Source organism: Novosphingobium sp. BAM6, from assembly GCF_057784955.1.
Genome location: NZ_JBYNTR010000001.1, coordinates 842,815 through 869,370, shown reverse-complemented (window position 1 = coordinate 869,370; position 26,556 = coordinate 842,815). Strand labels below are relative to the sequence as shown.

Sequence of the window (26,556 nt, the reverse complement as noted above, 5' to 3'; positions counted from 1 at the left end):
CAGAGACTTCGCCCGGGCAAAGGGGTCGGACTCTGGTCCGCCCCCTTTGCTCATACCGCTTTCAAATCGATCAGCGCGCCAGATAGCCGCCATCGACCGGATAATACGTCCCGGTCATGAACGAGGCTTTCGACGACAGCAGGAACAACGTGAGGTTGGCGATCTCATCCGGCGTCGCAAGGCGGTTGAGCGCGTGCTTTTCGGCGAGCGCAGCGATCGCCTCATCGGTCATGTTCTTTTCCAGCGCAGGCGTGGAGACAAAGCCCGGCCCCACCGCATTGATGCGCAGACCATCGGCGGCATAATCGAGCGCGGCGGTCTTGGTCATCCCCAGCAGCGCGTGCTTCGCGGTAACGTATGCCGCCGAGCCCTGCCACGCGACGGCGCCGAGGATCGAAGCCATATTGACGATCGAACCGCCACCGCTCGCTACCATCGCCGGGATCTGGTATTTCATGGCGTAGAACACGCTGTTCAGATCGACATTGAGCACGCGCTGCCAGTTCTGGAGGGGAATATCGGCCAGCTTCATAGGTTTGTCGCCGATCCCGGCATTGTTCACGGCATAGGCGAGCGGGCCGAAGCGCTCTTCGGCGAAGCGGACCAGTTCCTCGTTCGCTGCGGCATCGGCGACGTCGATGCCGAATACGGCGGTCTGTTCGGTGCCCAATTCCTCCGACAGCGCGTGGGCCGCCTCTTCATCGAAGTCGGCAATCACGACGCGGGCACCGGCCTTGGCCAACTGGCGGGCGATAGCCGCACCGATCCCGGAAGCTGCGCCAGTCACGATGGCGCAGCGGTTGATAAAGTCTTCCATTCTTGAAATCTCCCACTGGATTACGTCTCACAACGCATGGGAGCATCAGAGGTTTTCTTTACAAACGAGAGACTTGTAAAAAAACTCAGGCCACGTTGTCGATTCCGAGTTCGCTGAGCTTGCGATAGAGCGTTGACCGGCCGATCCCCAGCCTTCGGGCGACTTCGGTCATGCGCCCCCGGTAGTGGCCGATGGCGAGGCGGATGACATCGGCCTCAATCTCTTCCAGCGGGCGCAGGTTGCCGTCCGCCGTGTAGAGCATGACGCCGCTGGCTTCCTGACGCGGATTGCCGTTGGCATGGGCCGTCCCGTCGCCGAGGATCGCCAGAAGCTGCGGAAAGTCCTCGGCGGTCAGCGCGTCGCCGTCGCAGAACACGGCGGCGCGGAACAGCACCGCCTGCAACTGGCGGACGTTGCCCGGCCAGTCGTAGGACGACAGCAGCGAAAGCGCGCCGTCGGTAATGCCAAGCTCGCGCAGGCCTGGCTGCTCACCGATGCGAGCCAGGAAAAAGCGGGTGAGGGCGGGAATGTCGCCAGGGCGTTCCCGCAAGGGCGGCAGCAGCACCTTGGTGGGAGCGAGCAGATCGTGAAGCCCCACAAGGAAGTGACCTTGCGCAACCAGTTCCTCCAGCGGGATATTGCTGGCGACAATCAGGCGGACATCGACCCGGAACGAATGGCGCGCGCCGATCGGTCGTACATCGCCGCGCTGGAGCGCTTCGAGCAGGCGTTCCTGCACCGAGAGCGGGAGGCGATCCACTTCATCGAGCGCAAGCGTGGCCCCGTCGGCATTCTGCAATGCGCCGACATGACGGTCGAACGCGCCGGGGAAAGCGCCTTTTTCATGCCCGAACAGCACCGATTCCACGGAGCTTGCCGGAACGCCGCCGAGATTGACGATGCGCAGCGGCATCTTCGCGCGCGGCGAGGCTGCGTGCATGGAGCGGATGAGCATTTCCTTGCCGCTGCCACTCTCGCCCTCGACCAGCACCGCGCCGTGGCTGCGGGCGGCCTTGGCGGCGACAGCCAGCGCCTTGCGGAAGGTGGGTGCTGCGCCAACCATCGATTCGAAGTCGGGGCTGAGCATCAGCTTTTCGGTAAGCGGCGCCAGTTCGTCGCGCGGCGCCTCGAGCATGGTGGCGGCGCGCAAGGCGTGCATCAGGCGATCGGGCGCGACGGGCTTTACGAGATAGTCGGTCGCCCCCGCACGCATCGCATCGACTGCAAGCAGCGGCGAGGTGCTGGCGGTCAGCATCAGGATCGGCAGGGCTGGGCGGCGGGCTTTCAACTCGGCAATCAGCGCGCAGGCATCGTCGCCCGGCACCCACTGGTCCAGAATGATCGCCGAAAGCCGCATCCCCTCACGCGTTCCCAGCGTGGCGATCGCCGTCTCGGCATCGCGCACGAGCAGGCATCGCCAGCCCTCGCGCGCGGCAAGCGCGGAGATGAGCCGGCTCTGCCCCGGTTCATCGTCAATCAGCATCAAGAGGCGCTGCTCGATTTCAGCCATGATCCCTGTTTCTTCGTCCGCGACCCGCCAATGTTGCAACGGCCTTAGCTTACGGGGAGTAAAGACTGAATTAAGCACAGGGGCAACCGCGAAGCGCGCGGCTCAGATCCACCTTGCCGCGCCAGCTCCACAGGCATAGCATCGTGCCAGTTCCGGCTTGGGAGAGCGGATAAGGCCATGACACCCGACAAGAGCATCGCAGCCGCGCAGCAGACCTATCACAGCTTTCTGAAAGTGCTGGGCTGGGCCGTGCCGATCATCCTGCTGATCGTGGCCTTCGTGGTGTTTCTGCTCACCTCGTAACATTCGCTCATCCTGCGGCAATACTGACCCGCGCAATGAGGGGCCTTGCGTGCGACTCGCCTCGCCTGCCACAGGAGCCTTCATGCGTATTGCCCCCTTGCCCCTGATCGCCTCGGCACTTGCGATCGCTGCGGGCCTTTCGCTCTCGGGATGCGCCTCGCGCATAGCGTATTCGCACGTCCGGGATTCACTGGTCGAGGCTGGCGTGCCGCCACCGACCGCCGAGTGCATGGCCCAGCGCATGACCGATCGCCTGACCGTCAAGCAGCTCAAGAAGCTCAAGGCGCTGAAGGGTGCAGGGCACGCCAGCATGTCCGATCTTGCCCTGCTTGCCGCCCGCATCGACGATCCCGAAGTGGTGCGCGTCACGGTGAAGTCAGCCGTCGTCTGTTCGGTGCAAACCGCGCGTTAGGGAATGGACCTGGATCGCCTGCCCGGTTAGGGCGGTATCGATTGCGACCATCCCAACGCGAAAGGATCTGCTCCCTTGCGGAAAATCGGCCTGATCGGCGGTCTCAGCTGGTACTCGACCCAAACCTACTACGATGCCATCAATCGCGGCGTGCAGAGCCGCATTGGCGCGAACCATTCCGCCCCCATGGTGATCGAGAGCCTCGATGCCTCCGGCCTGACCCGGCTTTCCAGCGCGGATGACTGGGCGCGGGCCGGAGACGAACTGGCCAGCGCGGCACAGCGGCTTGAAGCGGCGGGCGCAACCTCGGTGCTGATCGGCGCAAACTCGATGCACAAGGTTTACGACAAGGTCGCCGCTGCGGTTTCGGTGCCGGTGCTGCACATCGCCGAGTGCGTGGCCGAGCGCATGGTGTCGGACAAGGTTGGCCTCGCCGGGCTGATCGGCACGCGCAACGTGATGCTGGAAAGCTTCTATCGCCAGAAGCTGATCGCGCGCGACATCGAACTGCTGCCCCCGGTGCTCACTCGCGTCGAGGCGCTGGACAAGATCATCTACGACGAGCTGATGCTGGGCAAGGTCACGCGCCAGTCCGAGCGCGATCTCAAGACGATGCTCACCAACATGGCGCAGGAAGGTGCTCAGGCCATCGTGCTGGGCTGTACCGAACTCGCCATGATCGTCGACGTCGATGCCAATGTCCTGCCGGTCTACGACTGCACCCGCATCCATGCGGAAGCGGCGGTCGACTGGATTCTGGGGTAAACCATCTTGGCACGCGCCCCTTACGCCTCCGACCCGGCCCGCTCACGCGGGCGTGAGTTCGCCATTGAAGGCTCGCTTTCGCGCGGGCCACGCAGCGACTATCAGCGCGACCGCGACCGCATCATCCATTCGATCGCGTTCCGGCGTCTGCGCTACAAGACGCAGGTCTTCGTCGCGCCCGATGGTGATCATTACCGCGTCCGCCTGACGCACAGCCTCGAAGTCGCGCAGATCGCCCGCGTGATCGCCCGTGCGATGAACCTCGACGAGGATCTGGCCGAAGCGCTGGCGCTGGCGCACGATATCGGCCACGCGCCGTTCGGCCATGCAGGCGAGGACGCGCTGAATGCGGCGCTCGTCAATGCCGGCGGCTTCGACCACAACGCGCAAAGCCTGCGCACGCTGATGCGGCTGGAAAGTCCCTATTGCGAGCACGACGGGCTGAACCTGACGTGGGAGACGCTGGAGGGTCTCGCCAAGCACAACGGCCCAGTGCTCAACCCTGGCTGGGCGCTGACCGAACTGGACGCGGCCTACAACCTCGATCTCGGCTCGCACGCTTCGCTGGAGGCACAGGTCGCGGCGCTGTCGGACGATATCGCCTACGACAATCACGATATCGATGATGGCCTGCGCGCGGGATTCCTCAACCTCGACGAAGTGCTTGCCCATCCGTTCGTGGCGCAGCAGTGGGCGGCGGTCGAGAAACGCTATCCCGGCGTGCCGCGCAATCGCCAGTTGTCCGAACTGATCCGCAGCCAGATCGGCGTGATGGTCAACGACCTGCTCGAAGAAAGTGCGCGGCGTCTGGTCGGCATTACCTCGGTCGACGAAGTGCGGCAGGCCGGGCGCCAGCTGATCGCGTTTTCGCCCGAAGTCGAGGAGGGCGAGCGCGCCTTCAAGCGTTTCATGTACGAGAAGCTCTATTTCCACCCGGAACAGCTGGAAACGGCGCGCCGGGCGCGGGCACTGCTGGCGGAACTCTACTCTGCCTATTCGCAGGATCCGGTGTTGATGGACGAGGAGTGGATCGACACGCTGCCCCGCCACGAGCCCGAGCGCAGCCGCCATATCGCCGATTACATCGCCGGTATGACCGACCGCTTCGCCATCGCCCGCCATGCCGAGATCTACGAGCGCACGCCCGAAGTCCTGCGCAATGTCTGACGCCAGCGAAGAAGTGGAGGAGCCTTCTTCCGCTTCCTTGCGCATCTGCCTGCTCGGCGCGTCCGGGCTGGTGGGGCAGGCGGTGGTCGCGGCGGGCGCAAAGGCTCCGGGCCTGCGCCTGACGGCCATATCCCGCCGGGAAATTCCGCTGCCGGAAGGAGCGCGGATGGAGGTTCTGCTGGACGAGCCGTCCGGCTGGGCCGATCTCGTCCGTGCGGCCCGCCCCGACGTCGTGATCTGTGCACTGGGCACCACCCTGCGCAAGGCCGGATCGAGAGAAACCTTCCGCGCCGTCGATCACGATCTCGTGCTCGATCTGGCCAGAGCCGCGCGCGAGGCGGGGGCAGACCACTTTATCCTCGTTTCCTCCACCGGCGCCGATGCCGCCAGTGGCAACTTCTACCTACGCACCAAGGGCGAGACCGAACAGGCCGTGCAGGCGCTGGGCTTTGCCCGTGTCGATGTAATGCGTCCGGGTGTGTTGCGTGGGCCTCGCAGCGAGTTCAGGCCCTTGGAACTGGTCGCCCGCATCACCGCGCCCGCCGTCGATCTTGCGATCCTGCGCGGACAATGGCGCCGTTTCCGCTCGATGCCCGTGCGTCGTCTTGCCTCCGCTATGCTGTCACTGGCTCGCCAGCGTGAGCCGGGGGTGTTCGTCCATGACTGGGACGCGGTTGACACCCTCTTGCGCAAGGCGGCCTGATCGGGCGGTGGAAATTGCGCGGGCTTGCGTCTCGCGGACGTTGACTTGCGTTGCGCGCTCGACCAAGGCTTTGCGCGTCGCTGACAACGCGGGAGAGACCCGCCGATTCGGACGGGTCTTGCCCCTGGGGTAAGCTACGGAAGAACGGCAGGCGCCGAAGGAGCAACCGCCCCGGAAACTCTCAGGCAAAAGGACCGCGCCCGTCGATAGCGACGCTCTGGAAAGTGCCCCTCCGGCAACGGTGTGGCCGCCGAAGGTGTAACCTTGCTCCCCGCAACGGGTGAGTGGGGGAAAGCTCTCAGGCTTCCGTGACAGAGGGGGCACCTGGAATGGTGTGCCAATGCTGTGCGGAGCTGTGTCTTGAGCGAATTTTCCATGAACGATGACGATCAGGTCGAAGAGACCCTGGAGCCGATGATCCTGCCGCTCGATGCCTGGCATCGCGAGAAGGGCGGCCGCATGGTCGAATTCGCCGGTTACATGATGCCCGTCCAGTATGAAGGCATCATGGCCGAACACCTGTGGACCCGCGAGAATGCAGGGCTGTTCGACGTCAGCCACATGGGCCAGCTGTTCCTCTCGGGTGAGGGCGTGGAAGCGGCTATCGAAGCCGCGCTGCCCATCGACCTGTCGACCCTGAAGACCAATTCGGTGCGTTACTCGCTGCTGCTCGACGAAGAGGGCGGCATCCTTGATGACCTGATGGTCACGCGCTGGGACGATGGTTTCTACATGGTCGTCAACGGCGCGACCAAGTGGGACGATATCGGCACGCTGCGCGAACTGCTGCCCGACGATATCACCCTCAACCACCTCGACGACCGTGCGCTGCTGGCGCTGCAGGGCCCCAAGGCCGTCGCGGCGCTGGAGCGCATTGCCGAGGGCGAGCAGGCGCTGTCCTCGCTCACTTTCATGAAGGGCGCGCGCTTCACGCTGGACGGCGTCGAGGCGTGGATCAGCCGTTCGGGCTATACCGGCGAGGACGGTTTCGAGATCTCGATCCCCGGCGAGGATGCCGCCAAGGTCGCCGACCTGATCTGCGCACAGCCGGAAGTGAAGCCGATCGCTCTGGGCGCGCGTGATTCGCTGCGCCTCGAAGCCGGTCTGCCGCTCTATGGCCATGACATGGACCCCGCGCGCGGTCCGGTCGATGCGGGCCTCGCATTCGGCGTGAACAAGCGCCGCCGCCTCGAAGGCGGTTTCCCCGGCGCCGAGCGCGTCCAGCGCGACTTCGCGCAGGGCACCGCCCAGAAGCGCATCGGCCTCGTGCTCAAAGGCCGCATGGCCGCGCGCGAGGGCGCCAAGGTGCTGAACGGCGAGACCGAAGTCGGCGTCGTCACCTCGGGCGGGTTCTCGCCCAGCCTGCAGAAGCCGATCGTGATGGCCTATGTCGATGCGGCCCTGACCGCCGACGGCACCGCGCTCACCATCGAAATGCGGGGCAAGAAGCTCGACGCCACCGTCGCGCCCATGCCCTTCGTCCCCAACCGCTATCACCGCTGAAGGAGCCAAGGCGATGACACGTTATTTTTCCGAAGACCATGAGTGGATCGAAGTCGAGGGCGACCTCGGAACCGTCGGCATCACCGACTATGCGCAGGGCCAGCTCGGCGACATCACTTTCGTCGACCTGCCCGAAGTGGGCGCCACGTTCGGCAAGGGCGATTCCGTTTCGGTCGTCGATTCGGTGAAGGCCGCCAGCGACGTCTACACCCCGGTTTCGGGCAGCATCGCCGAAGTGAACGATGCGCTCGCCGACCAGCCCGAGCTGGTGAACACCGAGGCCGAAACCGGCGGCTGGCTGTTCCGCATCACGCTGTCGGACACTGCCGAACTCTCGGGCCTGATGGACGAGACCAACTACAAGGCTTTCGTCGAAGCCCTCTGATCGCCTGACGGGGACGCTGCGAGCGCAAAAGCGCCGCGCGTCCCCAACCGGCCTCACCCTTCTCCCGAGGATCTGCCCCTTGCGTTACCTCCCCCTGACACCCGCCGACCGGGCCGAGATGCTCGGCGTGATCGGCGCGGCCTCGGTCGACGATCTGTTCGTCGATGTTCCCGAGGAAGCCCGGCTTGCCGGACCGATTTCCGGCCTTGCCCTCCACGCCAGCGAAATGGCCGTCGAGCGCCACATGTCGAAGCTCGCTGCGAAGAACATGAGCGCGGGTTCCGTGCCGTTCTTCCTGGGCGCAGGGGCGTATCGCCACCATGTGCCGGCCTCGGTCGACCACCTGATCCAGCGCGGCGAATTTCTGACGGCCTACACGCCCTATCAGCCGGAAATCGCGCAAGGCACGTTGCAGGTCCTGTTCGAGTTCCAGACGCAAGTCGCGCGCCTGTTCGGCACCGACATCGCCAATGCCTCGATGTACGACGGTTCGACCGCGTGCTGGGAAGCGATCCTGATGGCCGCACGCGTCACCCGCAAGGGCCGCAGCGTCCTGTCGGGCGGCCTGCACCCGCACTACGGCGAAGTCGTGCGCACGATGGCCAAGTTCACCAAGGACGACATCGTCTCGCTCGGTGCCGAACTGACCGCCGAGTCCGATGACGCCGCGCTGATCGCCGCGATCGACGACAAGACCGCCAGCGTCGTCGTCCAGTACCCGGACGTTCTCGGCCGCATCCCCGATCTCGCCGCGATTGCCGAAGCCGCGCACGCCAAGGGCGCGCTGATGATCGTGGTCGTCACCGAGCCGGTCGCGCTCGGCATGATCGAGGCACCGGGCAACCTCGGCGCCGATATCGTCGTGGGCGAAGGCCAGTCGATCGGCGTCGGCCTCCAGTTCGGCGGGCCGTACCTCGGCCTGTTCGGCTGCCGCGAGAAGTTCGTGCGCCAGATGCCGGGGCGCCTCTGCGGCGAAACCGTCGATGCCGAGGGCAAGCGCGGTTTCGTGCTCACGCTTTCGACGCGCGAACAGCACATCCGCCGCGAGAAGGCGACGAGCAACATCTGCACCAACTCCGGCCTCTGCGCGCTGGCGTTCAGCATCCACCTGACGCTGCTGGGCGGCGAGGGCATTGCCCAGCTGGCGGCGGTCAACCATGACCGCGCACAGGCGATGGTCGAGGCGGTCACGCAGATCCCCGGCGTCACCTGCCTGAACAATGCGTACTTCAACGAGGTCACGCTCGTCCTGCCGACTGATGCCCGCGAAGTGGTCCGCCAGCTGGCCGACCGCGAGGTGCTGGGCGGCGTGTCGCTTGGCCGCCTGTTCCCCGACGCTTCGGGCCTGCACAACGGCCTGCTCGTCACTGCCACCGAAACCACCACCGACGAGGATATCGCGACGCTCGCGCGCGAACTCGCCGCCGTTCTCGAAGGAGCCGCCGCATGAGCGCCGTGAATGCTGCCGGATGGCGCCCCTCGATGGGTGAAGGTTCGACCGGATCTGCGCTCACCACCAACAGTGGCGATCGCGGCCTGATGCTGGAAGAAGCGCTGAGCTTCGAACTTGGCTCGGACGGCAAGTGCGGCGTCGATATCGACGTTCCCGCGCGGGCGCCTGCTGCGGGCGTGTCGAAGTTCCTGCGCAAGTCGGCCCCGGCACTGCCCGGCCTGACCGAGCCGGAAGTGGTGCGCCACTACACCCGCCTGTCGCGCCAGAACTATGCGATCGACCTCGGGCCGTTCCCGCTCGGGTCGTGCACGATGAAGCACAACCCGCGCCTGAACGAGAAGATGGCGCGACTGCCGGGCTTCGCAGACGTCCACCCGATGCAGCCGCAGGGCACCGTGCAGGGCGCTCTCGAAGTCATCGAGCAACTGGCCGACTGGCTCATCACGCTGACCGGCATGGCCTCGGTGGCGATGAGCCCCAAGGCCGGTGCCCATGGTGAGCTGTGCGGCCTGCTGTGCATCCGCGCCGCTCTGGATGCGCGCGGCGAGACCCGCGATGTCGTGCTGGTGCCCGAGAGCGCCCACGGCACCAACCCGGCGACTGCCGCCTTCGCAGGCTTCAAGGTCCAGTCGATCCCGGCAACGCCCGAGGGCCGCGTCGATGTCGAGGCGCTCAAGGCCAAGCTGGGGCCGAACGTTGCGGGCGTGATGATCACCAACCCCAACACCTGCGGCCTGTTCGAGCCCGAGTTGAAGACCATCGCCGATGCGGTCCACGAGGCCGGCGGCTATGTCTACTGCGACGGTGCGAACTTCAACGCCATCGTCGGCAAGGTTCGCCCCGGCGACCTCGGCGTCGATGCGATGCACATCAACCTGCACAAGACCTTCTCGACACCCCACGGCGGCGGTGGTCCGGGTGCGGGTCCGGTTGTGCTTTCCGAAGCGCTCGCACCTTTCGCGCCGCTGCCTTTCGTCACCCGTGGTGCCGACGGTTCGATCCACCTCGTCGAGGAAGAGAACCGCGGCGAGGGTCATGACAAGGCCTTCGGCCGCATGGTCGCCTTCCACGGCCAGATGGGCATGTTCACCCGCGCGCTGACCTACATCCTCAGCCACGGTGCGGACGGCCTGCGTCAGGTGGCCGAGGACGCGGTGCTCAACGCCAACTACGTGCTGCGTTCGTGCGACGACGTTCTCCAGGCCCCGTTCGGTGCCAGCGGCCCGTGCATGCACGAGGCGCTGTTCAGCGACGCCGGGCTGGCCGATGGCTTCTCGACGCTCGACATCGCCAAGGGCCTGATCGACGAGGGCTTCCACCCGATGACGGTCTACTTCCCGCTGGTGGTGCGCGGCGCGATGCTGGTCGAGCCGACCGAAACCGAGAGCAAGGCCGGTCTCGACCGCTTCATCGGGTCGCTGCGCAGTCTGGCGGAGCGCGCCAAGCAGGGCGACGACACGCTGCATTCGGCGCCGCACTTCGCCCCGCGTCGCCGTCTTGACGAAACGCTCGCGGCGCGCAAACCTGTGCTGGTATGGCAAGGCGATGTGGCTCCGGCAGGGACGCCCTCGCTGAGCGAGATCGGCGGAAGCTAAGGGGTATCATATGACGGGGGATGCAAAGTCGCTGCTGGGGTATTTGCCGGTGGCGATTTTCGCCCTCGTCATGCTCCTGCGTTATCGCAATCTGCAAAAGGCACGACCGCTGCGGCTGTCGATGCTGTGGATCATGCCGGTGATCCTGTGTGCCGTGGTGGGGCTTGCCCTGTTCGGTATGCGCCCCAGCCCGATGGGCTGGCTGGCCGTGGCAGGAGGAATCGTCATCGGCGCCGCCATTGGCTGGCAGCGTGGCCGCATGATGCGCCTTCACGTCGAAGGTGAGGGCGAAAGTGCCCGCGTGATGATGCGCCAATCGCCTGCGGCGCTGTTGTTCGTCGCCGCGATCTTCATCGTCAGGCGGGTGATCTTTCCAAGCTATCAGCCGGGTTCAACGCCTGAGCATCATCCCGCCGCCGGAGCCCTGCTGGTGACGGACGGCATGCTCGGTCTGGCGCTGGGAATGGTGCTGGCGCTGCGACTATGCCTCTGGCTTCGTGCCCGCAAGGTGGCAGAAGAGCATCGTCTCAGGAAAACCGAAGAAGTCTTCCAGTAAGATAAAAGCCCGCGCCCTGGGTTTAAGGGCGCGGGCTTTTCTGACGGCTTACTTGCCGTTGATGGCGTCGTCGCCAGCCTGGCCGACCGACGTCACGTCGCGACCGGCACCCTTCACGGTGTTGCAGGCGGTCGCACCCAGCGCGATGCTGGACGCCACGAGCACGAGAACGACTTTCTTGATCATGACGGGAATTCCTTGTTCCTGTTGTCTCCGCCTGCCGCCAAGAGCGTGCGGATCGGGAGAACAAACGTGCGTCTCCAGACGAGGTTCCCATACTCGGTCGATGCTGCGAAGCGTTTCTGCGCAAATGGCCGGAACCGCATCGCCCGGTTTTCCGGAAGTCGGGTTTAGCGGAGAGACCGGGGAGGCGGGAAATTCACCGCGCTCCCGCTTCGCTCTTTGATTCGAAGCGACTTCAAGGCAAGAGGCCGGATGGATCAAACCGACATCCTCTTCGCCTCGGGCGGGGCCATCTGCATGGTGCTGGCGACCACCGCCTGGCTGGCCGATCATCTGCGCGCGCGGCGCCGCGATCTCGACCGGGTGGGCATGATCCCGTGGACAGGCGTGTTCTTCATCACCTTCCTGCCCGGTATCCTGATGCTGGGCCTGGCCTCGCGCGCGATCGTGACGACCCTGATCGCGCGCTTTCAGTAAAGTTCAGAGGCAGGCTTCGAGGAAGGCCTGATCGAAGCCGAACTGACGCGCCTTCTCCAGCGTATAGGGACGCAAGCCCGAGGAGCGGAATTCACCGATGATCTTGCCGTCGTCGGTCTCGTCCAGATACTCGAACTTGAACAGTTCCTGCGTGACGATGACATCGCCCTCCATGCCGATCACCTCGGTGATGTTGGTGGTACGACGCGAGCCATCCCGCAGGCGCTTCACCTGCACGATAAGGTCGACCGATTCGGCGATCTGGCGACTGATGGCTTCCTTAGGGATCTTGATGTCGCCCATCAGGATCATGTTTTCCATACGGCCGAGGCACTCGCGCGGGCTGTTGGCGTGGAGCGTACACATCGAACCGTCGTGACCGGTGTTCATCGCGGCAAGCAGGTCGAAGCACTCGGCGCCACGGATTTCGCCCAGGATGATGCGGTCAGGACGCATACGCAGGGCGTTCTTCACCAGATCGCCGATGGTGATCGCGCCTTGTCCTTCAAGATTCGGAGGGCGGGTTTCCAGCGGCAGCCAGTGCGGCTGCTGGAGCCGGAGTTCGGCCGCGTCCTCGATCGTCAGCACGCGCTCGCCCGGATCGATCATCTTCGAAAGGGCATTGAGCATCGTCGTCTTGCCCGAGCCCGTACCGCCCGAGATCACCACGTTCATGCGGCAGGCCCCGGCGATCTTGAGGGCGGTCGCCATCTTCTCGCTCATCGAGCCGAAGCCCTTGAGCATGTCGATGGTGATCGGCTTTTCGGAGAACTTACGGATCGAGATAGCGGTGCCGCGCAAGGACAGCGGGGGCACGATCACGTTGACGCGGCTGCCGTCCTTGAGGCGGGCGTCGGCCAGCGGCGTGGTCTGATCGACACGGCGGCCGACCTGGTTGACGATGCGCTGGGCGATCTGGAACAGGTGCTGCTCGTCGCGGAACTTGGTCGAGGCGAGTTGCAGCTTGCCCTTCTTTTCGATGTAGGTCTGGTTCGGGCCATTGACCATGATATCGGACACGTCCGGGTCATTCAGCAGCTCTTCGAGCGGCCCGAAGCCCAGCAGTTCGTCGATCAGCACCTTCTCAAGCGCGAACTGCTCGCGGCGGTTGAAGGTGATCTTCAGCTCCGCCAGCACTTCCATGATGATCGGGCGGAATTCCTCCGACAGTTCATCCTTGGTCAGCGTGGCCGCCGCTTCGGGATCGACGCGCTCCAGCAGGCGCGGGAGCACCTGTTCCTTGATCTTGTGGATCGAGGCCTCGAAGCCGCCTTGCTCGTTGGAAGCGTCGTGAACGGCATTGGCACGGTCCGCGAGGCGCGCCATGGCGTCCTCGCCGCGCGCCTTGGGACCGTCCGCGATCGGCGCCGCAGCAGGCGCGTCGGCAAACGGCGTTTCCGGCATTCCGCCTTTGAGCGGGCGAGCGACGCCAAAAGCAGGGCGTGCCCCCTGCGTCATGCCGTTGATACCGTTGCGCCGACCGAATGCCGTCATCTTGATCCTCAATTCCTGTTCGCAATCGCATGCCTCTTTGCCGACGCACGCAGGCGATTGAGCACCGGATTAAGGTTGAAACTTTGATAACTTCCTAATGCCGGGAGGTATCCGGCGGCTAACACGGCGAAGCGAACTTGATCGGCCCGGCCAAGTCCACCATTTTCCGGACATGATGGATGCACCGCAAACCTGCTGCTGGCTATGCGAAAGACCTTTGGGACAGCGCGCCGAATGGCATCATCCCGTGCCCAAGAGCCGGGGAGGGCGCCGGACGGTTCCCGTCCATCCCATCTGTCACCGCACATTGCATGCAACCTTTCCGAATGCCCGGCTGGCAAAGCTGGGCGAGGATCTGGCAATGTTGCGAGCCGCCCCCGAAATCGCGCGTTTCCTTTCATGGGTCGCCCGAAAGCCTCCAGATTTCCATGCCCCGACCGCGAGGAGAAAATAAAGAAAAGGGCGCCGCCGGACATGCCGGGGCGCCCCATTCTTCGCGTGATGTAAAAGGCGTCAGCCGTTCACATGCTCGGCCAGAACCGTCAGACCGTTCGCGCCGACTTCCGCGAAGCCGCCGGTGATCTGGATCGCCTCGGGCGCGGCGTTCTCGGTACGATAGACCATGAGGGCGCCATCGGCGACGGTCGACATGAAGGGCGCGTGGCCCTCCAGCACGCCGAACTCGCCTTCGGTTCCGGGGACGACCACCATGTGGACTTCCTCGGAGCGAACGAGCCGGGCCGGCGTCACGAGTTCGAAGTGCAATGCCATCGGTTCGTTTCCTTGCGTTCGATCAGCAGACGTGACGATCAGGCGTCAGCGGCCAGCTTCTTGGCCTTCTCGACGGCGTCGTCGATGCCACCGACCATGTAGAAGGCCGCTTCCGGCAGGTGATCGTACTCACCGTTGACCACCGCCTTGAACGACTTGATGGTCTCTTCCAGCTGCACGAACTTGCCCGAGATGCCGGTGAAGACTTCGGCAACGTGGAACGGCTGCGAGAGGAACTTCTGGATCTTGCGGGCGCGGGCGACCGTCAGCTTGTCCTCTTCCGACAGCTCGTCCATGCCCAGGATCGCAATGATGTCCTGCAGCGACTTGTACTTCTGCAGGGTTTCCTGAACGCGGCGGGCGGTCTCGTAGTGCTCGGCACCGACGATGCGGGGCTCCAGCACGCGCGAGGTCGAGTCGAGCGGGTCGACCGCCGGGTAGATGCCCAGCTCCGAGATCGCGCGGTTCAGCGTGGTCGTCGCATCGAGGTGCGCGAACGAGGCAGCAGGCGCCGGATCGGTAAGGTCGTCTGCGGGGACGTAGATCGCCTGGACCGAGGTGATCGAACCCTTGGTGGTCGAGGTGATGCGCTCCTGCAGCTGGCCCATGTCGGTCGCCAGCGTCGGCTGATAGCCCACGGCCGAAGGAATACGGCCCAGCAGAGCCGACACTTCCGCGCCTGCCTGCGTGAAGCGGAAGATGTTGTCGACGAAGAACAGCACGTCCTGACCTTCCTGGTCGCGGAAGTACTCGGCCATGGTCAGACCCGACAGGGCAACGCGGGCACGCGCGCCCGGCGGCTCGTTCATCTGGCCGTATACGAGAGCGACCTTCGAACCGTCCGAGGTGGCGTTGCCTTCGGCGTCCTTGGCGATAACGCCCGCGTCGAGGAACTCGTGGTACAGATCGTTACCCTCGCGGGTGCGCTCGCCGACGCCCGCGAAGACGGAGACGCCGCCGTGGCCCTTGGCGATGTTGTTGATCAGTTCCTGGATGAGCACGGTCTTGCCGACGCCTGCGCCGCCGAACAGGCCGATCTTGCCGCCCTTGGCGTAAGGGGCGAGAAGGTCGATGACCTTGATGCCGGTGACGAGGATCGCCGCTTCGGTCGACTGCTCAGTGAACTCGGGCGCCTTGGCGTGGATCGGGGCGAACATGTCCGAACCGATCGGGCCACGCTCGTCGATCGGATCGCCGACGACGTTCATGATACGGCCCAGGGTCTTGGGACCGACCGGAACCGAGATCTGCGCGCCGGTCGACACGACGTTCTGACCGCGGGTCAGACCCTCGGTGCTATCCATGGCGATGGTGCGAACGGTGTTCTCACCCAGATGCTGGGCGACTTCGAGCACCAGCTTCTGGCCGTTGTTCTCGGTTTCGAGAGCGGAGAGGATCGACGGCAGTTCGCCATCGAAAATCACATCGACGACAGCACCGATGATCTGGCTGATCTTGCCAGTAGTGGTCTGGTTAAGCACGGGGGCGGTGGCCATTTTGGGTTCCTTGCCTGCGGTTTCTTGAAGCGCTTCCGCGCCAGATTTTTCGGGTGCCGTTAAAGCGCTTCCGCGCCGGCGATAATTTCGACGAGCTCAGTGGTGATCGCGGCCTGACGGCTGCGGTTGTACTGGATCGTGAGGTTCTTGATAAGGTCGCCGGCGTTGCGCGTCGCGTTGTCCATGGCGGTCATCGACGCGCCCTGTTCGGAAGCGGCATTCTCCAGCAGCGCCCCGAAGATCTGGGTCTTCACGTAGCGCGGCAGCAGGGCTGCCAGGATCTGCTCCTCATCGGGTTCGTACTCGACGACGGCATCGTTGGCATCGGCAGCCTCGACCTTGGGGGTCGGGACTGGAATGACCTGAACGCTCGTCGGCTCCTGAAGAAGCGCGGTGCGGAACTTCGAGAAGAACAGGTGGGCGACGTCGAAGCGGCCTTCGTCGTAGAGCTTCACCAGTTCGTTGGCGATCTTCTCTGCCTCGTCGAAACCGGGGTTGCGCACGTCGGTGGTGTCGAACGTGTAGGCGACCTGGTTCGGGTAGGCGCGGGTGATCGGCGCGCGGCCCTTGCGGCCCACGAGGTAGAACAGAACGGTCTTGCCCTGGGCTTCCAGCTCGCGCGCCTTGGCCATGGCGGCCTTGACGATGTTCGAGTTGAAAGCGCCCGCCAGACCCTTGTCCGAGTTGGCGACGACGAGCAGGTGAACCTGATCGCTGCCGGTGCCGGTCAACAGCTTGGGGCTGGAGCCGCTGAGGCTGACGCGGCCCGCCAGCGAGGCCATGACGCGCGTCAGACGCGTGGCGTAAGGACGCGCGGCCTCGGCGGCCGCCTGTGCCTTGCGCAGCTTGGCCGCAGCGACCATCTGCTTGGCCTTGGTGATCTTCTGGGTCGATTTGACCGAGCCGATCCGGCCCTTGAGTTCCTTGAGCGAAGCCACTCGTTTGTCTCCGAATTACCGGCCGGACCCGAAAGCCCGGCGCGGCGGCGTCACGTCAGTCTCAGGCGAACTGCTTGGCGAAGGCGTCGAGCGCGGCGACGGTCTTGTCCTTGATCTCGCCCTCGAACTTCTTCGTATCGCGGATCATGGCCAGCACGTCGGCATGCTCGGCGCGCATGTAGTCGAGCATCTCGGCTTCATATTCGGTGACGCGGGTCGCCGGAATCTTGTCGAGATAGCCGTTGGTGCCCGCGAAGATCGAGACGACCTGCTCTTCCATGCCGAGCGGCGAGAACTGCTTCTGCTTGAGCAGCTCGGTCAGGCGCGCACCGCGGTTGAGCAGCTTCTGCGTCGAGGCGTCGAGGTCCGAACCGAACTGCGCGAAGGCCGCCATTTCGCGGTACTGCGCCAGCTCCAGCTTGATCGAACCGGCAACCTTCTTCATCGCCTTGGTCTGCGCAGCGCCGCCGACGCGGCTGACCGACAGGCCGACGTTGATCGCCGGACGGATGCCCTGATAGAACAGGCCGGTTTCGAGGAAGATCTGGCCATCGGTGATCGAGATCACGTTGGTCGGAATGTAGGCCGACACGTCGCCTGCCTGCGTCTCGACGATCGGGAACGCGGTCAGCGATCCTGCGCCCTTGTCGTCGCTCATCTTGGCCGCACGCTCAAGCAGGCGGCTGTGGAGATAGAACACGTCGCCCGGATAGGCTTCGCGGCCCGGCGGACGGCGCAGCAGCAGCGACATCTGGCGGTAGGCTACGGCCTGCTTCGAAAGGTCGTCGTACACGATCACGGCGTGCATGCCGTTGTCTCGGAAGAATTCGCCCATCGCAGCGCCGGTGTAGGGCGCGAGGTACTGCATCGGTGCGGGCTCCGAAGCGGTTGCGGCGATGACGATGGAGTATTCCATCGCGCCGTTCTCTTCGAGCTGGCGCACGATCTGTGCCACGGTCGAGCGCTTCTGGCCGACAGCGACGTAGATGCAGTAGAGCTTCTTGTTCTCGTCGTCGCTCTTGTTCGCTTCCTTCTGGTTGATGAAGGTGTCGATGGCGACGGCGGTCTTGCCGGTCTGGCGGTCACCGATGATCAGCTCGCGCTGGCCACGGCCCACGGGAACCAGAGCGTCGATCGCCTTGAGGCCGGTCTGCACGGGCTCGTGCACCGACTGGCGCGGGATGATGCCGGGAGCCTTGGTCTCGACGCGGCGACGCTCGGTGTACTCGATCGGGCCCTTGCCGTCGATCGGGTTGCCCAGGGCATCGACGACGCGGCCGAGCAGGCCCTTGCCGGTCGGGACGTCAACGATGGTGTTCGTGCGCTCGACGATGTCACCTTCCTTGATCTCGGCATCCGAGCCGAAGATCACGACGCCGACGTTGTCGGCTTCGAGGTTGAGCGCCATGCCCTGCGTGCCGTTGGCGAACTTGACCATTTCGCCGGCCTGGATGTTGTCCAGACCATGGATGCGGGCGATGCCGTCACCCACCTTGAGCACCGAGCCGACTTCCGAGACCTGGGCCCCGGTGCCGAAGCTGGCGATCTGGTCCTTGATGACCTTCGAGATTTCTGCCGCGCGGATATCCATTGTTCTGCCTTTCTTAGCCCTGCATGGCCTGGGCGAGCGAATTGAGACGGGTGCGGATCGAGCTGTCGATGCGCTTGGACCCGATAGTGACGACGAGGCCGCCGAGCAGTTCCGGATCGATCCGGGTGCTGAGCTTGATCTTGCGGCCTTCGCGCGCCTCGAGCTTGTGACGCAGTTCCTCGACCTGGGCTTCGCTCAGCGGGTGAGCGCTGGCCACTTCGGCCGAGACTTCACCGCGCTGGGCAGCGGCAATCGCGGCGAACGCGGTGACGATGCCCGGCAGCGAGGCCAGGCGACGGTTGGCCGCCAGCACGCCGAGGAAATTGCGGGTGAGGGGCGAGACACCGAGCACACCGGCCACGGCATCGATCGCCTGACCGGCCGCCTTGCGGCTCAGCTGGGGATTGCGAATCAGATCCGCCATTTCCGCGCTTTCGCGCAGGGCCTGCCCAAGACCTTCGAGGTCGCTCTCGACTGTCGAGACGGTGCCCGCTTCGCTGGCAAGATCGAACAGCGCCGAAGCGTATCGTCCCTGCAGGCTGGCTTTGATTGCGCCGGAATTCTCCACGCCGTCCTGTTCCTTACATCGGTGTGTCTGAGGCACGACGAGACAGTGCGCGAAAGCGCTCTCCCCGGCCTGCTGTCGGGGCCGCATAGCGACGATAATGCGACGACGCAAGGTGGGCGGATTGTCTATGCGCGACCGCAATCGAAGTGATTTGAAAGCAGAAATCGGGAAGCGCTGCCGTGTGCACGCAATTACTATGCGCGCATGACCTTCATTTCGCCAAAAACTGCGCCGCAAGCGGGACACACCCTGCCGATTTTCCAGCTCGGAAATGGTGCAAGCCCGCGCGATCTTTCACGCTTGCGCCTTGACCCGGCAGGTCGGATGACGGATTCGGACGGCATGGCGAACAAGATGCCCGATGATGATACGGCCTGGCGCGCGGTACTGGCCCGCAACCGGGATTATGACGGGCATTTCGTGACGGGTGTGCTCTCCACCGGGATATACTGTCGTCCTTCGTGCGCGGCCCGCCACCCCCGGCACGAGAACGTGCGGTTCTTCGCGACGCCTTCGCAGGCGCGCGAGGAAGGCCTGCGCCCGTGCCTGCGCTGCCATCCCGATGACGTATCGCGGGATGAGGTCGCGCTGGCAGAGGCAGTGCGACTGCTCGCGCTCGACGAGGCCGTCACCGTCGAGCAGGTGGCAGGCCATGTCGGCTATTCGCCCGCCCATTTCCAGCGCCTGTTCAAGCGCGCGCTAGGCCTGACGCCTGCCGCCTATGCCCGCGCCCGGCGCATGGAACGCGTACAGAACGCCCTACAGGAGGCACACAACGTGACAGAGGCCATCTACGAGGCCGGATACGGCTCCGCATCCCGCTTCTACGAAGCCAGCGAGGCCCGGCTTGGCATGACGCCCTCGGCATGGAAGCACGGCGGGCGCGGCGTGACGATCCATTGGGCGGTGGTTCCCACCAGCATGGGCGCGATGCTGGTGGCTGCGACAGATAAGGGCGTGTGCCGCCTCTCGTTCGACGAAGGCGTCGAGACGTTGGCCGAGCGTTTTCCCAATGCCGATCTGATCGAGGGCGGCGAGGATTTCGCGGCCTTACTCCGACAAGTGATCGACGCGGTCGAGCGTCCGGGCGATGCGCGCGGCATTCCCCTCGACGTGGCAGGCACCGCATTTCAGGAAGCGATCTGGCGCGAGCTTCAGCGCATCCCGGCAGGCGAGACGCGCAGCTATGCGCAACTGGCCGCCGCCGTGGGCAAGCCCAAGGCCACGCGTGCGGCAGGCTCGGCCAATGGCGCGAACTGTGTGGCAGTGCTGATCCCGTGCCACCGCGTGGTGCGCACCGATGGATCGATCGGCGGCTATGCCTATGGCACCGGCATCAAGCGTGAGCTGCTGCGCCGCGAAGGTGTCACGACGGAACACGGCGACACGCCCGATCTTTTCGCTGATCGGACGCTCCGGACAAGTCAGACAAACGAGTAAGGGTCGATATCGATGTTCACGCGCACGCCGCGCGGAAACTGGAGCGGCTCCAGCCACTCGCGCAGCACTTTCTGAAGGCTGGCCGAGCGTCGCGCATTGATGAGCAGGCGGAAGCGATGCCGTCCGCGCAACAGCGAGAGCGGGGCAGGGGCAGGGCCGAGCACCAGCATGTCGGGCAGGTCCGGCGCAGTACCGCCGATGGCACGGGCCGCATCGCGCGCCTCGTTGAGTTCCTCGGAAGACACGATGATCGCCGCCCAGCGTCCGAACGGCGGGGCACCGGCATCGCGGCGCGCCTCGGTCTCTGCGGCATAGAACGCATCGCGATCGCCCGCCGCCAGCGCGGCGATGACGGCGGCTTCGGGATGCCGGGTCTGGAGCAGCACCTGTCCCGGCTTCTCGCCGCGCCCGGCGCGCCCGGCGACCTGCGCGATCTGCTGGTACGTCCGCTCGCCCGCGCGCAGATCGCCACCTTCGAGGCCAAGGTCGGCGTCGACGACACCTACCAGCGTCAGCTCGGGAAAATGGTAGCCTTTTGTTACCAGCTGCGTACCGATAATCACGTCGATCGCGCGGCCTTCCGCCATGGCAACGAACTCGCCGATGGCTTCGGGCGTGTTCATCGTGTCTGAGGTGACAAGCGCGGTGCGCGCCTCAGGCAGCACTTCGGCCACTTCGTCGGCGATACGCTCCACACCCGGCCCGCAGGCGACAAGGCAATCCCCGGTGCCGCACTCGGGACAGGCCTCTGGCGCAGGCGTCTCGTGGCCGCAGTGGTGGCAGGCGAGGCGCTTGGAAAAGCGGTGCTCCACCAGCCAGGCGGTGCAGTTGGGGCACTGGAAGCGATAGCCGCAGTTGCGGCACAGGGTCAGCGGGGCATAACCGCGCCGGTTGAGGAACAGCAGCGACTGCTCACCGCGCGCCAGCCGCGCCTTCATCTCCTCGACCAGCCGAGGCGCCAGCCAGCGGCCGCGCTCGGGTGCCTCACTGCGCAAGTCCAGCACCTCGATCGAGGGCAGGCTGGCACCGCCGAAGCGCCCGGCCAGCTCGATCCGGCGATAGACTCCCGCCTCGGCCAGTTGCATCGATTCCAGCGCGGGAGTCGCACTGGCGAGGATTACCGGAATACCCTCGAACCGCGCGCGGATCACCGCCACGTCGCGGGCGTTGTAGCGCACCCCGTCGTCCTGCTTGAACGAGACCTCATGCGCCTCGTCGACGACGATCAGGCCGAGCTTGGCGTAAGGCATGAACAGTGCCGAGCGCGCGCCGACGACGACCTGCGCGTCACCATTGACGATCGCCCGCCACGCCCGTCGTCGCTCGCTAGCCTTGAGCGATGAATGCCACAGGATCGGTGGCACGCCAAAACGATGCTCGAAACGGCGCAGGAAATTCTCGGTAAGCGCGATCTCGGGCAGCAATACCAGTATCTGCCGCCCCAGCCGCAGCGCTTCGGCGACGGCCTCGAAATAGGTCTCGGTCTTGCCCGAGCCGGTCACACCATCGAGCAGGAACGGCGCAAACTCATGCGCGGTTACGGCCTCGATAAAGGCATCCGCCGCCGTGCGCTGTTCGGGATTGAGGTCGGGCACCGCATGCTCGGGATCGGCGGCGGGGTAGGGGCGGTCGAGATCGACCGTCACCGCCTCCAGTATCCCCGCGCCCACCATCCCGCGCAGCACGCCTTCGGAAACGCTGGCGAGTTCGGCCAGTTCGCGGATCGAGGCCTGTTCGCCCTGCAAGGCGTCCATTGCCGCTGCACGCTGGGGAGTGAGGCGGGCGGGTTCCACGCCGGTCAGGCGATACTCGGTGGTCGTGCCGCCGCCGCGCAGCGCCGCGCTGCTGCCCAGTGCCATGCGCGCGACCGAGGCCATCGGCGCGCAGTAGTAATCGGCCGTCCACTCCACCAGCCGCCGCAGCGGTTCGGGCAGCGGAGGCACCGGCAACACTTCCAGAATGGAACGCAGTTTTGTTTCAGGCACTTCCTGCGCATTCAGGCGTTGTGGCTCCCAGACGATTCCGAGTATCTGTCTGGGCCCCAACGGCGCCACCACCACGGCGCCCGGCTGCGGGTCCATGCCGTCCGGCACGCGGTAGTCGAGCACGCCGAGCGCGGCATTGAAGACGAGGAGGCGGACGCGTTTCATGTCGCGTCGATATAGGCACCGCATCGGGTGTTCGTGAAGCAGGAGGGCATTGTGAACTGGGGATCGCGTAACAAATTCACCGCGCAAGGCGCGTTTTCCGGACCCGAGGCGATCGTGGCACGCCGCAGTGTGCTGGGTTTCGCCGCAGCAGGACTCGCTGTGGCCCTGACCGGCTGCGTGACGGGCGAAGGCGGCTCCCGCCCGCATACGGCAGGCCCGCCGCCAGCGAACGAAGGTGCCGTGCGGGCACTGCTACACCTCGCCAGCACCCGTGCTTTTGTCCAGTTGAGCCAGCCGGACGGCTTCTGGAACAGTCCGGTCGCGCAGATCGGCCTGCCGGTCCTGTTCCAGCGTCCCGGTCGCACCCGCAACAATGCGCTGCGCTCGGCGAAATTCCGCAACGACCTTGCCCACCGGCTCAACACCTTCGCCGAGGCCGGCGCGAAAGTCGCAGGACCGCTGATCGAACGCGCGATCGACGAGGCGACCTTTGCCAAACCCGACGCGCTGCTCACCGCAGGTCGCACCGCCGCCAGCAGCGATTTGCGCCAGCAGATGGGCCCGATGCTGGTCAACGCGATGATCCCTGCGCTCGAACAGGCCATGCAGGCCAGCAACGATCCGGTACTGGCCAAGGCCATGGCGGCGGTTTCCGGCGTGACGATCACCGATGCCGCGCATGCGCTCGCGCTCGGCGCCGACAATGCGATCTGGTACGAGATCGGTGCCGCCGAAGGGCAGGTTCGCGACGATCCCACCGCTGGCGGAAACGCCATGCTCGCCGCCGCTCTGCATCGCCGATAACCGATTGCCTCCGCCGCATGACGTTACACAGTGATACTTGACTGTTATGCGATGAAACGAACGCGCCATCGCGACGAAACGAGCTTTTCCTAGCCCTTTGCCATCGAACAGGTGGCGGAGGGTTGAGGGGAATGACGACAGGCGGTTTCGAGCAGGTCTTCAAGCTGGAGAAGACAACGCGGCGAGCGGCTCTCGCCAGTGGCGGACTGCTTGCAGCAGGACTTCTGTCCGGCTGCGCGGCCTCGATGGTGCATTCCGGCCCAACGCTGACCGGGCGGCGCCTGCTGACGCTCTCGATCGAGCGCAGCTATGCCCAGCTTGCCAGTGCAAACGGGTTCTGGGACAGTCGCTACCGGCTCGCCATTCCGCGCCTTTCCGGCACACAGCCCGCCTCGGCCTCGAACGATCCCGCGCTTCAGCGCCAGCTCAACGATTATGCCTACAAGGCCATTCTCGAAGCACAGCCGATCCTGATGGATGCGGCCGAGCGTTTGCCGATGAAATATGGACGGCAGGCCTATCGCGGGCAGATGTCGATCAGCGCCTTCATGCGGCGCGGGTTCGGCGCGTCACTGGACAACGTGCTGTTCTCCAACCTCTATACGATCATCGGTAATGGCAGCGGTGTCTCGCTCGCCATGCAGCAGCAACTGGCGCACGATGCCGCCGATGCGCTGTGGCGCGCGATCGCGGCGAACGAGGCCGAACTGAAGGCGCACCCCGGCCAACTCGATGCCGAACCGATGCACACCGCCGTCTGAGCCGTTCGCCCCGACGGCATCTCTCACGCGGATCAGCCTCACACGGGGTAGCCCCGCGCGGACGGGACGCCTATAGCGGGGCCAGAATCGCAAACCCATCGAAGCCGGGTCTTGCGGGCCGGGCATGTCCGCCCTGCGCCTGCCAGTGAACCGGCTTTTGCAGCAGGATGTTTCCCGAGCCATGAAGTTCTTCGTCGACACCGCCGAAATCGCCGACATCAAGGAGCTTGCCGAAACCGGCCTGCTCGACGGTGTGACCACCAACCCCTCGCTGATCGCCAAGTCGGGTCGTGACTTCATCGAAGTGACCAAGGAAATCTGCGCGCTGGTGGACGGACCGGTCTCGGCCGAAGTCGTCGCGCTCGACCATGCAGGCATGATGCGCGAGGCCGAAAAGCTGCGCAAGATCGCCGACAACGTGTGCATCAAGGTGCCGCTGACGATCGACGGCCTCAAGACCTGCAAGGCGCTGACCTCGGACGGCACGCAGGTCAACGTGACGCTGTGCTTCTCGGCCAACCAGGCGCTGCTCGCCGCCAAGGCCGGTGCGACCTTCATCTCGCCCTTCATCGGTCGCCATGACGACAACGGCTTCGACGGCATCCAGCTGATCGAGGATATCCGCATCATCTATGACAACTATGCCTACGAGACCCAGATCCTCGCGGCGTCGGTGCGTCACCCGATCCATCTTCTCCAGTGCGCGAAGATCGGCGCCGATGTCGCCACGATGCCGCCTTCGGTCATCAAGAACCTGTTCAAGCACGTTCTGACCGAGAAGGGTATAGAGGGCTTCCTCGCCGACTGGGCGAAGACCGGCCAGTCGATCTGATCCGGAAAGGTCGACCTGATCTCAAGAGGTTGGCCTAGCTAATTGTAATACGAAGGTTCCCCCGTTTTGAGCGAAGAGACACCGGCAGACCGCTTCAAGGCCGCACTGGCAGGCGCCGCGCGCGCCATTGCCGACGAGACCGAGATCGAGGTCAACTGGACGTCCGACGCGCCTAGCCAGACCGGGGGAACCTTCCGCCTGCCGCTGCCCGCCCGCAGCCTGCCGGCGGATCAGGCTGCGCAGCTGCGCGGCTTTGCCGACAGTTTCGCGCTGCGCCTGCGCCACCACGACGAAAAGCTGCATTCGCGTAATGCCCCCGTCGAACCTTCGGCGCGCGCCTGCTACGATGCGGTCGAAGCGGTGCGCTACGAGGCGATGGGCGCGAACCGTTTCGACGGTATGCGCGACAATCTGAACGCCGCGCTCGATGTGCGCATCGCCAGCGATCCGATCACCCGCGCCAAGTCGCCCGACGAAGTGCCGATGCCGACCGCACTGGCGCTGCTTCTGCGCGAGCGGCTGACCGGCGAGCCGATCCCCGAGGTTGCTGCCGAAGGTGTCGCCATGCGCCGCCGCTGGATCGAGGAGAAGGCGGGCGAGGATTTCGAGGCGCTGGCGAACTCGCTGTCCGACCAGAAGGCCTTCCAGTCGCTCTCGCTCGACATGCTGCGCCACCTCGAAATGACGCGCGTCGACGAGCTGGACATGCCGCCTGAGGATTCAGAGGACATCGACGGCGACGAGGAGACCGAGCAGGACGAGCAGGGCGACGAGAGCGGGGAGCAGCAGCAGCCCGCCGAGATGTCGACCGAGCCGGTGCGCGGCGAGGACCAGGGCGACGCCGAGGCCGAGGGCGACATGCCTGACGACGTCGAGGACGGCCAGGAAGGCGACGAGGGCGAGGAGGGCATGATGCCCGTGCGCCCCAATCGCCAGTGGACCGATATTCCCGACGGTTTCGACTATCAGGTCTTCACCGAGGCGTTCGACGAAGTGGTCGCCGCGCACGAGTTGTGCGACGAGGAAGAGCTTACCCGCCTGCGCGCCTATCTCGACGCACAGCTGAAGGGCCTCCAGGGTCTCGTCACCAAGCTGGCGAACCGGTTGCAGCGCCGCCTGATGGCGCAGCAGAACCGCTCGTGGGACTTCGATCAGGAAGAAGGCCTGCTCGATGCCGCGCGCCTTGCCCGCGTGGTCGTCTCGCCCGGCAGTTCGCTGTCCTACAAGATCGAGCGCGACGTCGAGTTCAAGGATACCGTCGTCACGCTGCTGCTCGACAATTCGGGCTCGATGCGCGGGCGGCCGATCTCGATTGCCGCGATCAGCGCCGATGTGCTGGCCCGCACGCTGGAGCGTTGCGGCGTCAAGGTCGAGATCCTTGGCTTCACAACCCGCGCGTGGAAGGGCGGGCAGAGCCGCGAGACCTGGCTGGCCAACGGCAAGCCGGTGCATCCCGGCCGCCTCAACGACTTGCGTCACATCGTCTACAAGAAGGCCGACGAACCGTGGCGCCGCGCGCGCCGCAACCTTGGCCTGATGATGCGCGAGGGGCTGCTGAAGGAGAACATCGACGGTGAGGCGCTGCTCTGGGCGCACAACCGCATGCTCGCACGGCAGGAAGACCGCCGTATCCTGATGGTGATCTCCGACGGTGCGCCGGTCGACGATTCGACGCTTTCGGTGAACTCGGCGGGCTATCTGGAAGCGCATTTGCGCAAGGTGATCCAGTGGATCGAGAGCAAATCTCCGGTCCAGCTCGTCGCCATCGGCATCGGCCACGACGTGACGCGCTACTATCGCCGCGCGGTGACGATCATGGATGTCGAGCAACTCGGTGGCACGATGATCGAGCAGTTGGCGGATCTCTTCGAGGAAGAGTGAG

Annotated in this window: 27 protein-coding genes and 2 riboswitches; of the genes, 17 read left to right on the top strand and 10 right to left on the bottom strand. The window is 65.1% G+C overall.

Annotated elements, in window-relative coordinates:
* Positions 1 to 70 precede the first annotated feature (70 nt).
* Both AC3EC3_RS04125 and AC3EC3_RS04120 read right to left on the bottom strand, forming a co-directional pair.
* A complete protein-coding gene (locus AC3EC3_RS04125) occupies positions 71 to 817 on the bottom strand; it encodes an SDR family NAD(P)-dependent oxidoreductase (protein ID WP_488488387.1) in 747 nt (248 codons plus the stop codon).
* Positions 818 to 902: 85 nt separating this feature from the next.
* Positions 903 to 2,327, bottom strand: coding sequence for a sigma-54-dependent transcriptional regulator (locus AC3EC3_RS04120; protein ID WP_488488386.1), 1,425 nt, complete (start codon positions 2,325 to 2,327; stop codon positions 903 to 905).
* 177 nt (positions 2,328 to 2,504) lie between these two features.
* On the opposite strand from AC3EC3_RS04120, the gene AC3EC3_RS04115 reads away from it, so the two are divergent.
* The 10 genes from AC3EC3_RS04115 to AC3EC3_RS04070 all read left to right on the top strand — a co-directional run bounded on the left by AC3EC3_RS04115 (position 2,505) and on the right by AC3EC3_RS04070 (position 11,169).
* A complete protein-coding gene (locus AC3EC3_RS04115; protein ID WP_488488385.1) occupies positions 2,505 to 2,630 on the top strand; it encodes a hypothetical protein in 126 nt (41 codons plus the stop codon).
* A gap of 82 nt (positions 2,631 to 2,712) precedes the next feature.
* Positions 2,713 to 3,042, top strand: a complete 330-nt coding sequence (locus AC3EC3_RS04110) for a hypothetical protein (protein ID WP_260922547.1) — start codon at positions 2,713 to 2,715, stop codon at positions 3,040 to 3,042.
* Positions 3,043 to 3,117: 75 nt separating this feature from the next.
* Complete coding sequence (locus AC3EC3_RS04105) at positions 3,118 to 3,807, top strand: aspartate/glutamate racemase family protein (RefSeq protein WP_488488384.1); 690 nt, start codon at positions 3,118 to 3,120, stop codon at positions 3,805 to 3,807.
* 6 nt (positions 3,808 to 3,813) lie between these two features.
* Positions 3,814 to 4,974 (top strand): deoxyguanosinetriphosphate triphosphohydrolase, encoded by a 1,161-nt coding sequence (locus AC3EC3_RS04100; RefSeq protein WP_488488383.1) that lies wholly within the window; start codon positions 3,814 to 3,816, stop codon positions 4,972 to 4,974.
* The gene (locus tag AC3EC3_RS04095) at positions 4,967 to 5,677 is read left to right on the top strand and encodes an NAD(P)H-binding protein (protein ID WP_488488382.1); all 711 of its coding nucleotides are present in this window, start codon (positions 4,967 to 4,969) and stop codon (positions 5,675 to 5,677) included. The genes AC3EC3_RS04100 and AC3EC3_RS04095 overlap by 8 nt, the downstream gene beginning before the upstream one ends.
* A gap of 79 nt (positions 5,678 to 5,756) precedes the next feature.
* Positions 5,757 to 5,884: riboswitch (glycine riboswitch) on the top strand.
* A riboswitch (glycine riboswitch) is annotated at positions 5,885 to 6,002 on the top strand.
* Between the two features lie 50 nt (positions 6,003 to 6,052).
* Positions 6,053 to 7,180, top strand: a complete 1,128-nt coding sequence (gene gcvT / locus AC3EC3_RS04090) for a glycine cleavage system aminomethyltransferase GcvT (protein ID WP_488489194.1) — start codon at positions 6,053 to 6,055, stop codon at positions 7,178 to 7,180.
* Positions 7,181 to 7,193: 13 nt separating this feature from the next.
* Positions 7,194 to 7,565 (top strand): glycine cleavage system protein GcvH, encoded by a 372-nt coding sequence (gcvH, locus tag AC3EC3_RS04085; RefSeq protein ID WP_488488381.1) that lies wholly within the window; start codon positions 7,194 to 7,196, stop codon positions 7,563 to 7,565.
* 79 nt (positions 7,566 to 7,644) lie between these two features.
* The gene (gene gcvPA / locus AC3EC3_RS04080; RefSeq protein ID WP_488488380.1) at positions 7,645 to 9,015 is read left to right on the top strand and encodes an aminomethyl-transferring glycine dehydrogenase subunit GcvPA; all 1,371 of its coding nucleotides are present in this window, start codon (positions 7,645 to 7,647) and stop codon (positions 9,013 to 9,015) included.
* A complete protein-coding gene (gene gcvPB, locus AC3EC3_RS04075) occupies positions 9,012 to 10,613 on the top strand; it encodes an aminomethyl-transferring glycine dehydrogenase subunit GcvPB (protein WP_488488379.1) in 1,602 nt (533 codons plus the stop codon). The genes gcvPA and gcvPB overlap by 4 nt, the downstream gene beginning before the upstream one ends.
* A gap of 10 nt (positions 10,614 to 10,623) precedes the next feature.
* Positions 10,624 to 11,169 carry a CcdC protein domain-containing protein gene (locus tag AC3EC3_RS04070; RefSeq protein WP_488488378.1) on the top strand — a complete coding sequence of 182 codons (546 nt, stop codon included), beginning with the start codon at positions 10,624 to 10,626 and terminating at the stop codon, positions 11,167 to 11,169.
* 48 nt (positions 11,170 to 11,217) lie between these two features.
* Here AC3EC3_RS04070 and AC3EC3_RS04065 read toward each other — a convergent pair whose 3' ends face one another.
* Positions 11,218 to 11,355 (bottom strand): entericidin A/B family lipoprotein, encoded by a 138-nt coding sequence (locus AC3EC3_RS04065; RefSeq protein ID WP_488488377.1) that lies wholly within the window; start codon positions 11,353 to 11,355, stop codon positions 11,218 to 11,220.
* Between the two features lie 249 nt (positions 11,356 to 11,604).
* Here AC3EC3_RS04065 and AC3EC3_RS04060 point away from each other — a divergent pair, with 249 nt between their 5' ends.
* Positions 11,605 to 11,829, top strand: a complete 225-nt coding sequence (locus tag AC3EC3_RS04060) for a hypothetical protein (protein WP_488488376.1) — start codon at positions 11,605 to 11,607, stop codon at positions 11,827 to 11,829.
* Positions 11,830 to 11,832: 3 nt separating this feature from the next.
* Here the strand turns inward: AC3EC3_RS04060 and AC3EC3_RS04055 are convergent, their stop codons facing one another.
* Complete coding sequence (locus AC3EC3_RS04055; protein ID WP_488488375.1) at positions 11,833 to 13,323, bottom strand: TadA family conjugal transfer-associated ATPase; 1,491 nt, start codon at positions 13,321 to 13,323, stop codon at positions 11,833 to 11,835.
* A 175-nt stretch (positions 13,324 to 13,498) separates the two neighbouring features.
* On the opposite strand from AC3EC3_RS04055, the gene AC3EC3_RS04050 reads away from it, so the two are divergent.
* The gene (locus AC3EC3_RS04050; protein ID WP_488489193.1) at positions 13,499 to 13,777 is read left to right on the top strand and encodes an HNH endonuclease; all 279 of its coding nucleotides are present in this window, start codon (positions 13,499 to 13,501) and stop codon (positions 13,775 to 13,777) included.
* 59 nt (positions 13,778 to 13,836) lie between these two features.
* Here the strand turns inward: AC3EC3_RS04050 and AC3EC3_RS04045 are convergent, their stop codons facing one another.
* The 5 genes from AC3EC3_RS04045 to AC3EC3_RS04025 all read right to left on the bottom strand — a co-directional run bounded on the left by AC3EC3_RS04045 (position 13,837) and on the right by AC3EC3_RS04025 (position 18,687).
* Positions 13,837 to 14,094 (bottom strand): ATP synthase F1 subunit epsilon, encoded by a 258-nt coding sequence (locus AC3EC3_RS04045; protein WP_260922504.1) that lies wholly within the window; start codon positions 14,092 to 14,094, stop codon positions 13,837 to 13,839.
* Between the two features lie 38 nt (positions 14,095 to 14,132).
* Positions 14,133 to 15,590, bottom strand: coding sequence for a F0F1 ATP synthase subunit beta (atpD, locus tag AC3EC3_RS04040; protein WP_488488374.1), 1,458 nt, complete (start codon positions 15,588 to 15,590; stop codon positions 14,133 to 14,135).
* A gap of 59 nt (positions 15,591 to 15,649) precedes the next feature.
* Complete coding sequence (locus AC3EC3_RS04035) at positions 15,650 to 16,528, bottom strand: F0F1 ATP synthase subunit gamma (RefSeq protein ID WP_488488373.1); 879 nt, start codon at positions 16,526 to 16,528, stop codon at positions 15,650 to 15,652.
* 61 nt (positions 16,529 to 16,589) lie between these two features.
* Positions 16,590 to 18,119, bottom strand: coding sequence for a F0F1 ATP synthase subunit alpha (atpA, locus tag AC3EC3_RS04030; protein WP_260922500.1), 1,530 nt, complete (start codon positions 18,117 to 18,119; stop codon positions 16,590 to 16,592).
* A 13-nt stretch (positions 18,120 to 18,132) separates the two neighbouring features.
* Positions 18,133 to 18,687 carry a F0F1 ATP synthase subunit delta gene (locus tag AC3EC3_RS04025; RefSeq protein WP_260922493.1) on the bottom strand — a complete coding sequence of 185 codons (555 nt, stop codon included), beginning with the start codon at positions 18,685 to 18,687 and terminating at the stop codon, positions 18,133 to 18,135.
* Positions 18,688 to 19,011: 324 nt separating this feature from the next.
* On the opposite strand from AC3EC3_RS04025, the gene ada reads away from it, so the two are divergent.
* Entirely contained in the window at positions 19,012 to 20,127 is a 1,116-nt protein-coding gene (gene ada / locus AC3EC3_RS04020; RefSeq protein ID WP_488488372.1) for a bifunctional DNA-binding transcriptional regulator/O6-methylguanine-DNA methyltransferase Ada, read from the top strand.
* Here the strand turns inward: ada and AC3EC3_RS04015 are convergent.
* Positions 20,112 to 22,277 carry a primosomal protein N' gene (locus AC3EC3_RS04015; protein ID WP_488488371.1) on the bottom strand — a complete coding sequence of 722 codons (2,166 nt, stop codon included), beginning with the start codon at positions 22,275 to 22,277 and terminating at the stop codon, positions 20,112 to 20,114. The two genes, ada and AC3EC3_RS04015, sit on opposite strands and share 16 nt — an antisense overlap.
* A 51-nt stretch (positions 22,278 to 22,328) precedes the next feature.
* On the opposite strand from AC3EC3_RS04015, the gene AC3EC3_RS04010 reads away from it, so the two are divergent.
* From AC3EC3_RS04010 to cobT, 4 genes are all read left to right on the top strand, one after another.
* Positions 22,329 to 23,081, top strand: a complete 753-nt coding sequence (locus AC3EC3_RS04010) for a DUF4197 family protein (RefSeq protein ID WP_488488370.1) — start codon at positions 22,329 to 22,331, stop codon at positions 23,079 to 23,081.
* 131 nt (positions 23,082 to 23,212) lie between these two features.
* Positions 23,213 to 23,842 (top strand): DUF4197 family protein, encoded by a 630-nt coding sequence (locus AC3EC3_RS04005; protein ID WP_488488369.1) that lies wholly within the window; start codon positions 23,213 to 23,215, stop codon positions 23,840 to 23,842.
* A 181-nt stretch (positions 23,843 to 24,023) separates the two neighbouring features.
* The gene (gene fsa / locus AC3EC3_RS04000; RefSeq protein ID WP_260922481.1) at positions 24,024 to 24,674 is read left to right on the top strand and encodes a fructose-6-phosphate aldolase; all 651 of its coding nucleotides are present in this window, start codon (positions 24,024 to 24,026) and stop codon (positions 24,672 to 24,674) included.
* 66 nt (positions 24,675 to 24,740) lie between these two features.
* Positions 24,741 to 26,555: a cobaltochelatase subunit CobT gene (cobT, locus tag AC3EC3_RS03995; protein WP_488488368.1), complete on the top strand. Its 1,815-nt coding sequence runs from the start codon at positions 24,741 to 24,743 to the stop codon at positions 26,553 to 26,555.
* Position 26,556 lies beyond the last annotated feature (1 nt).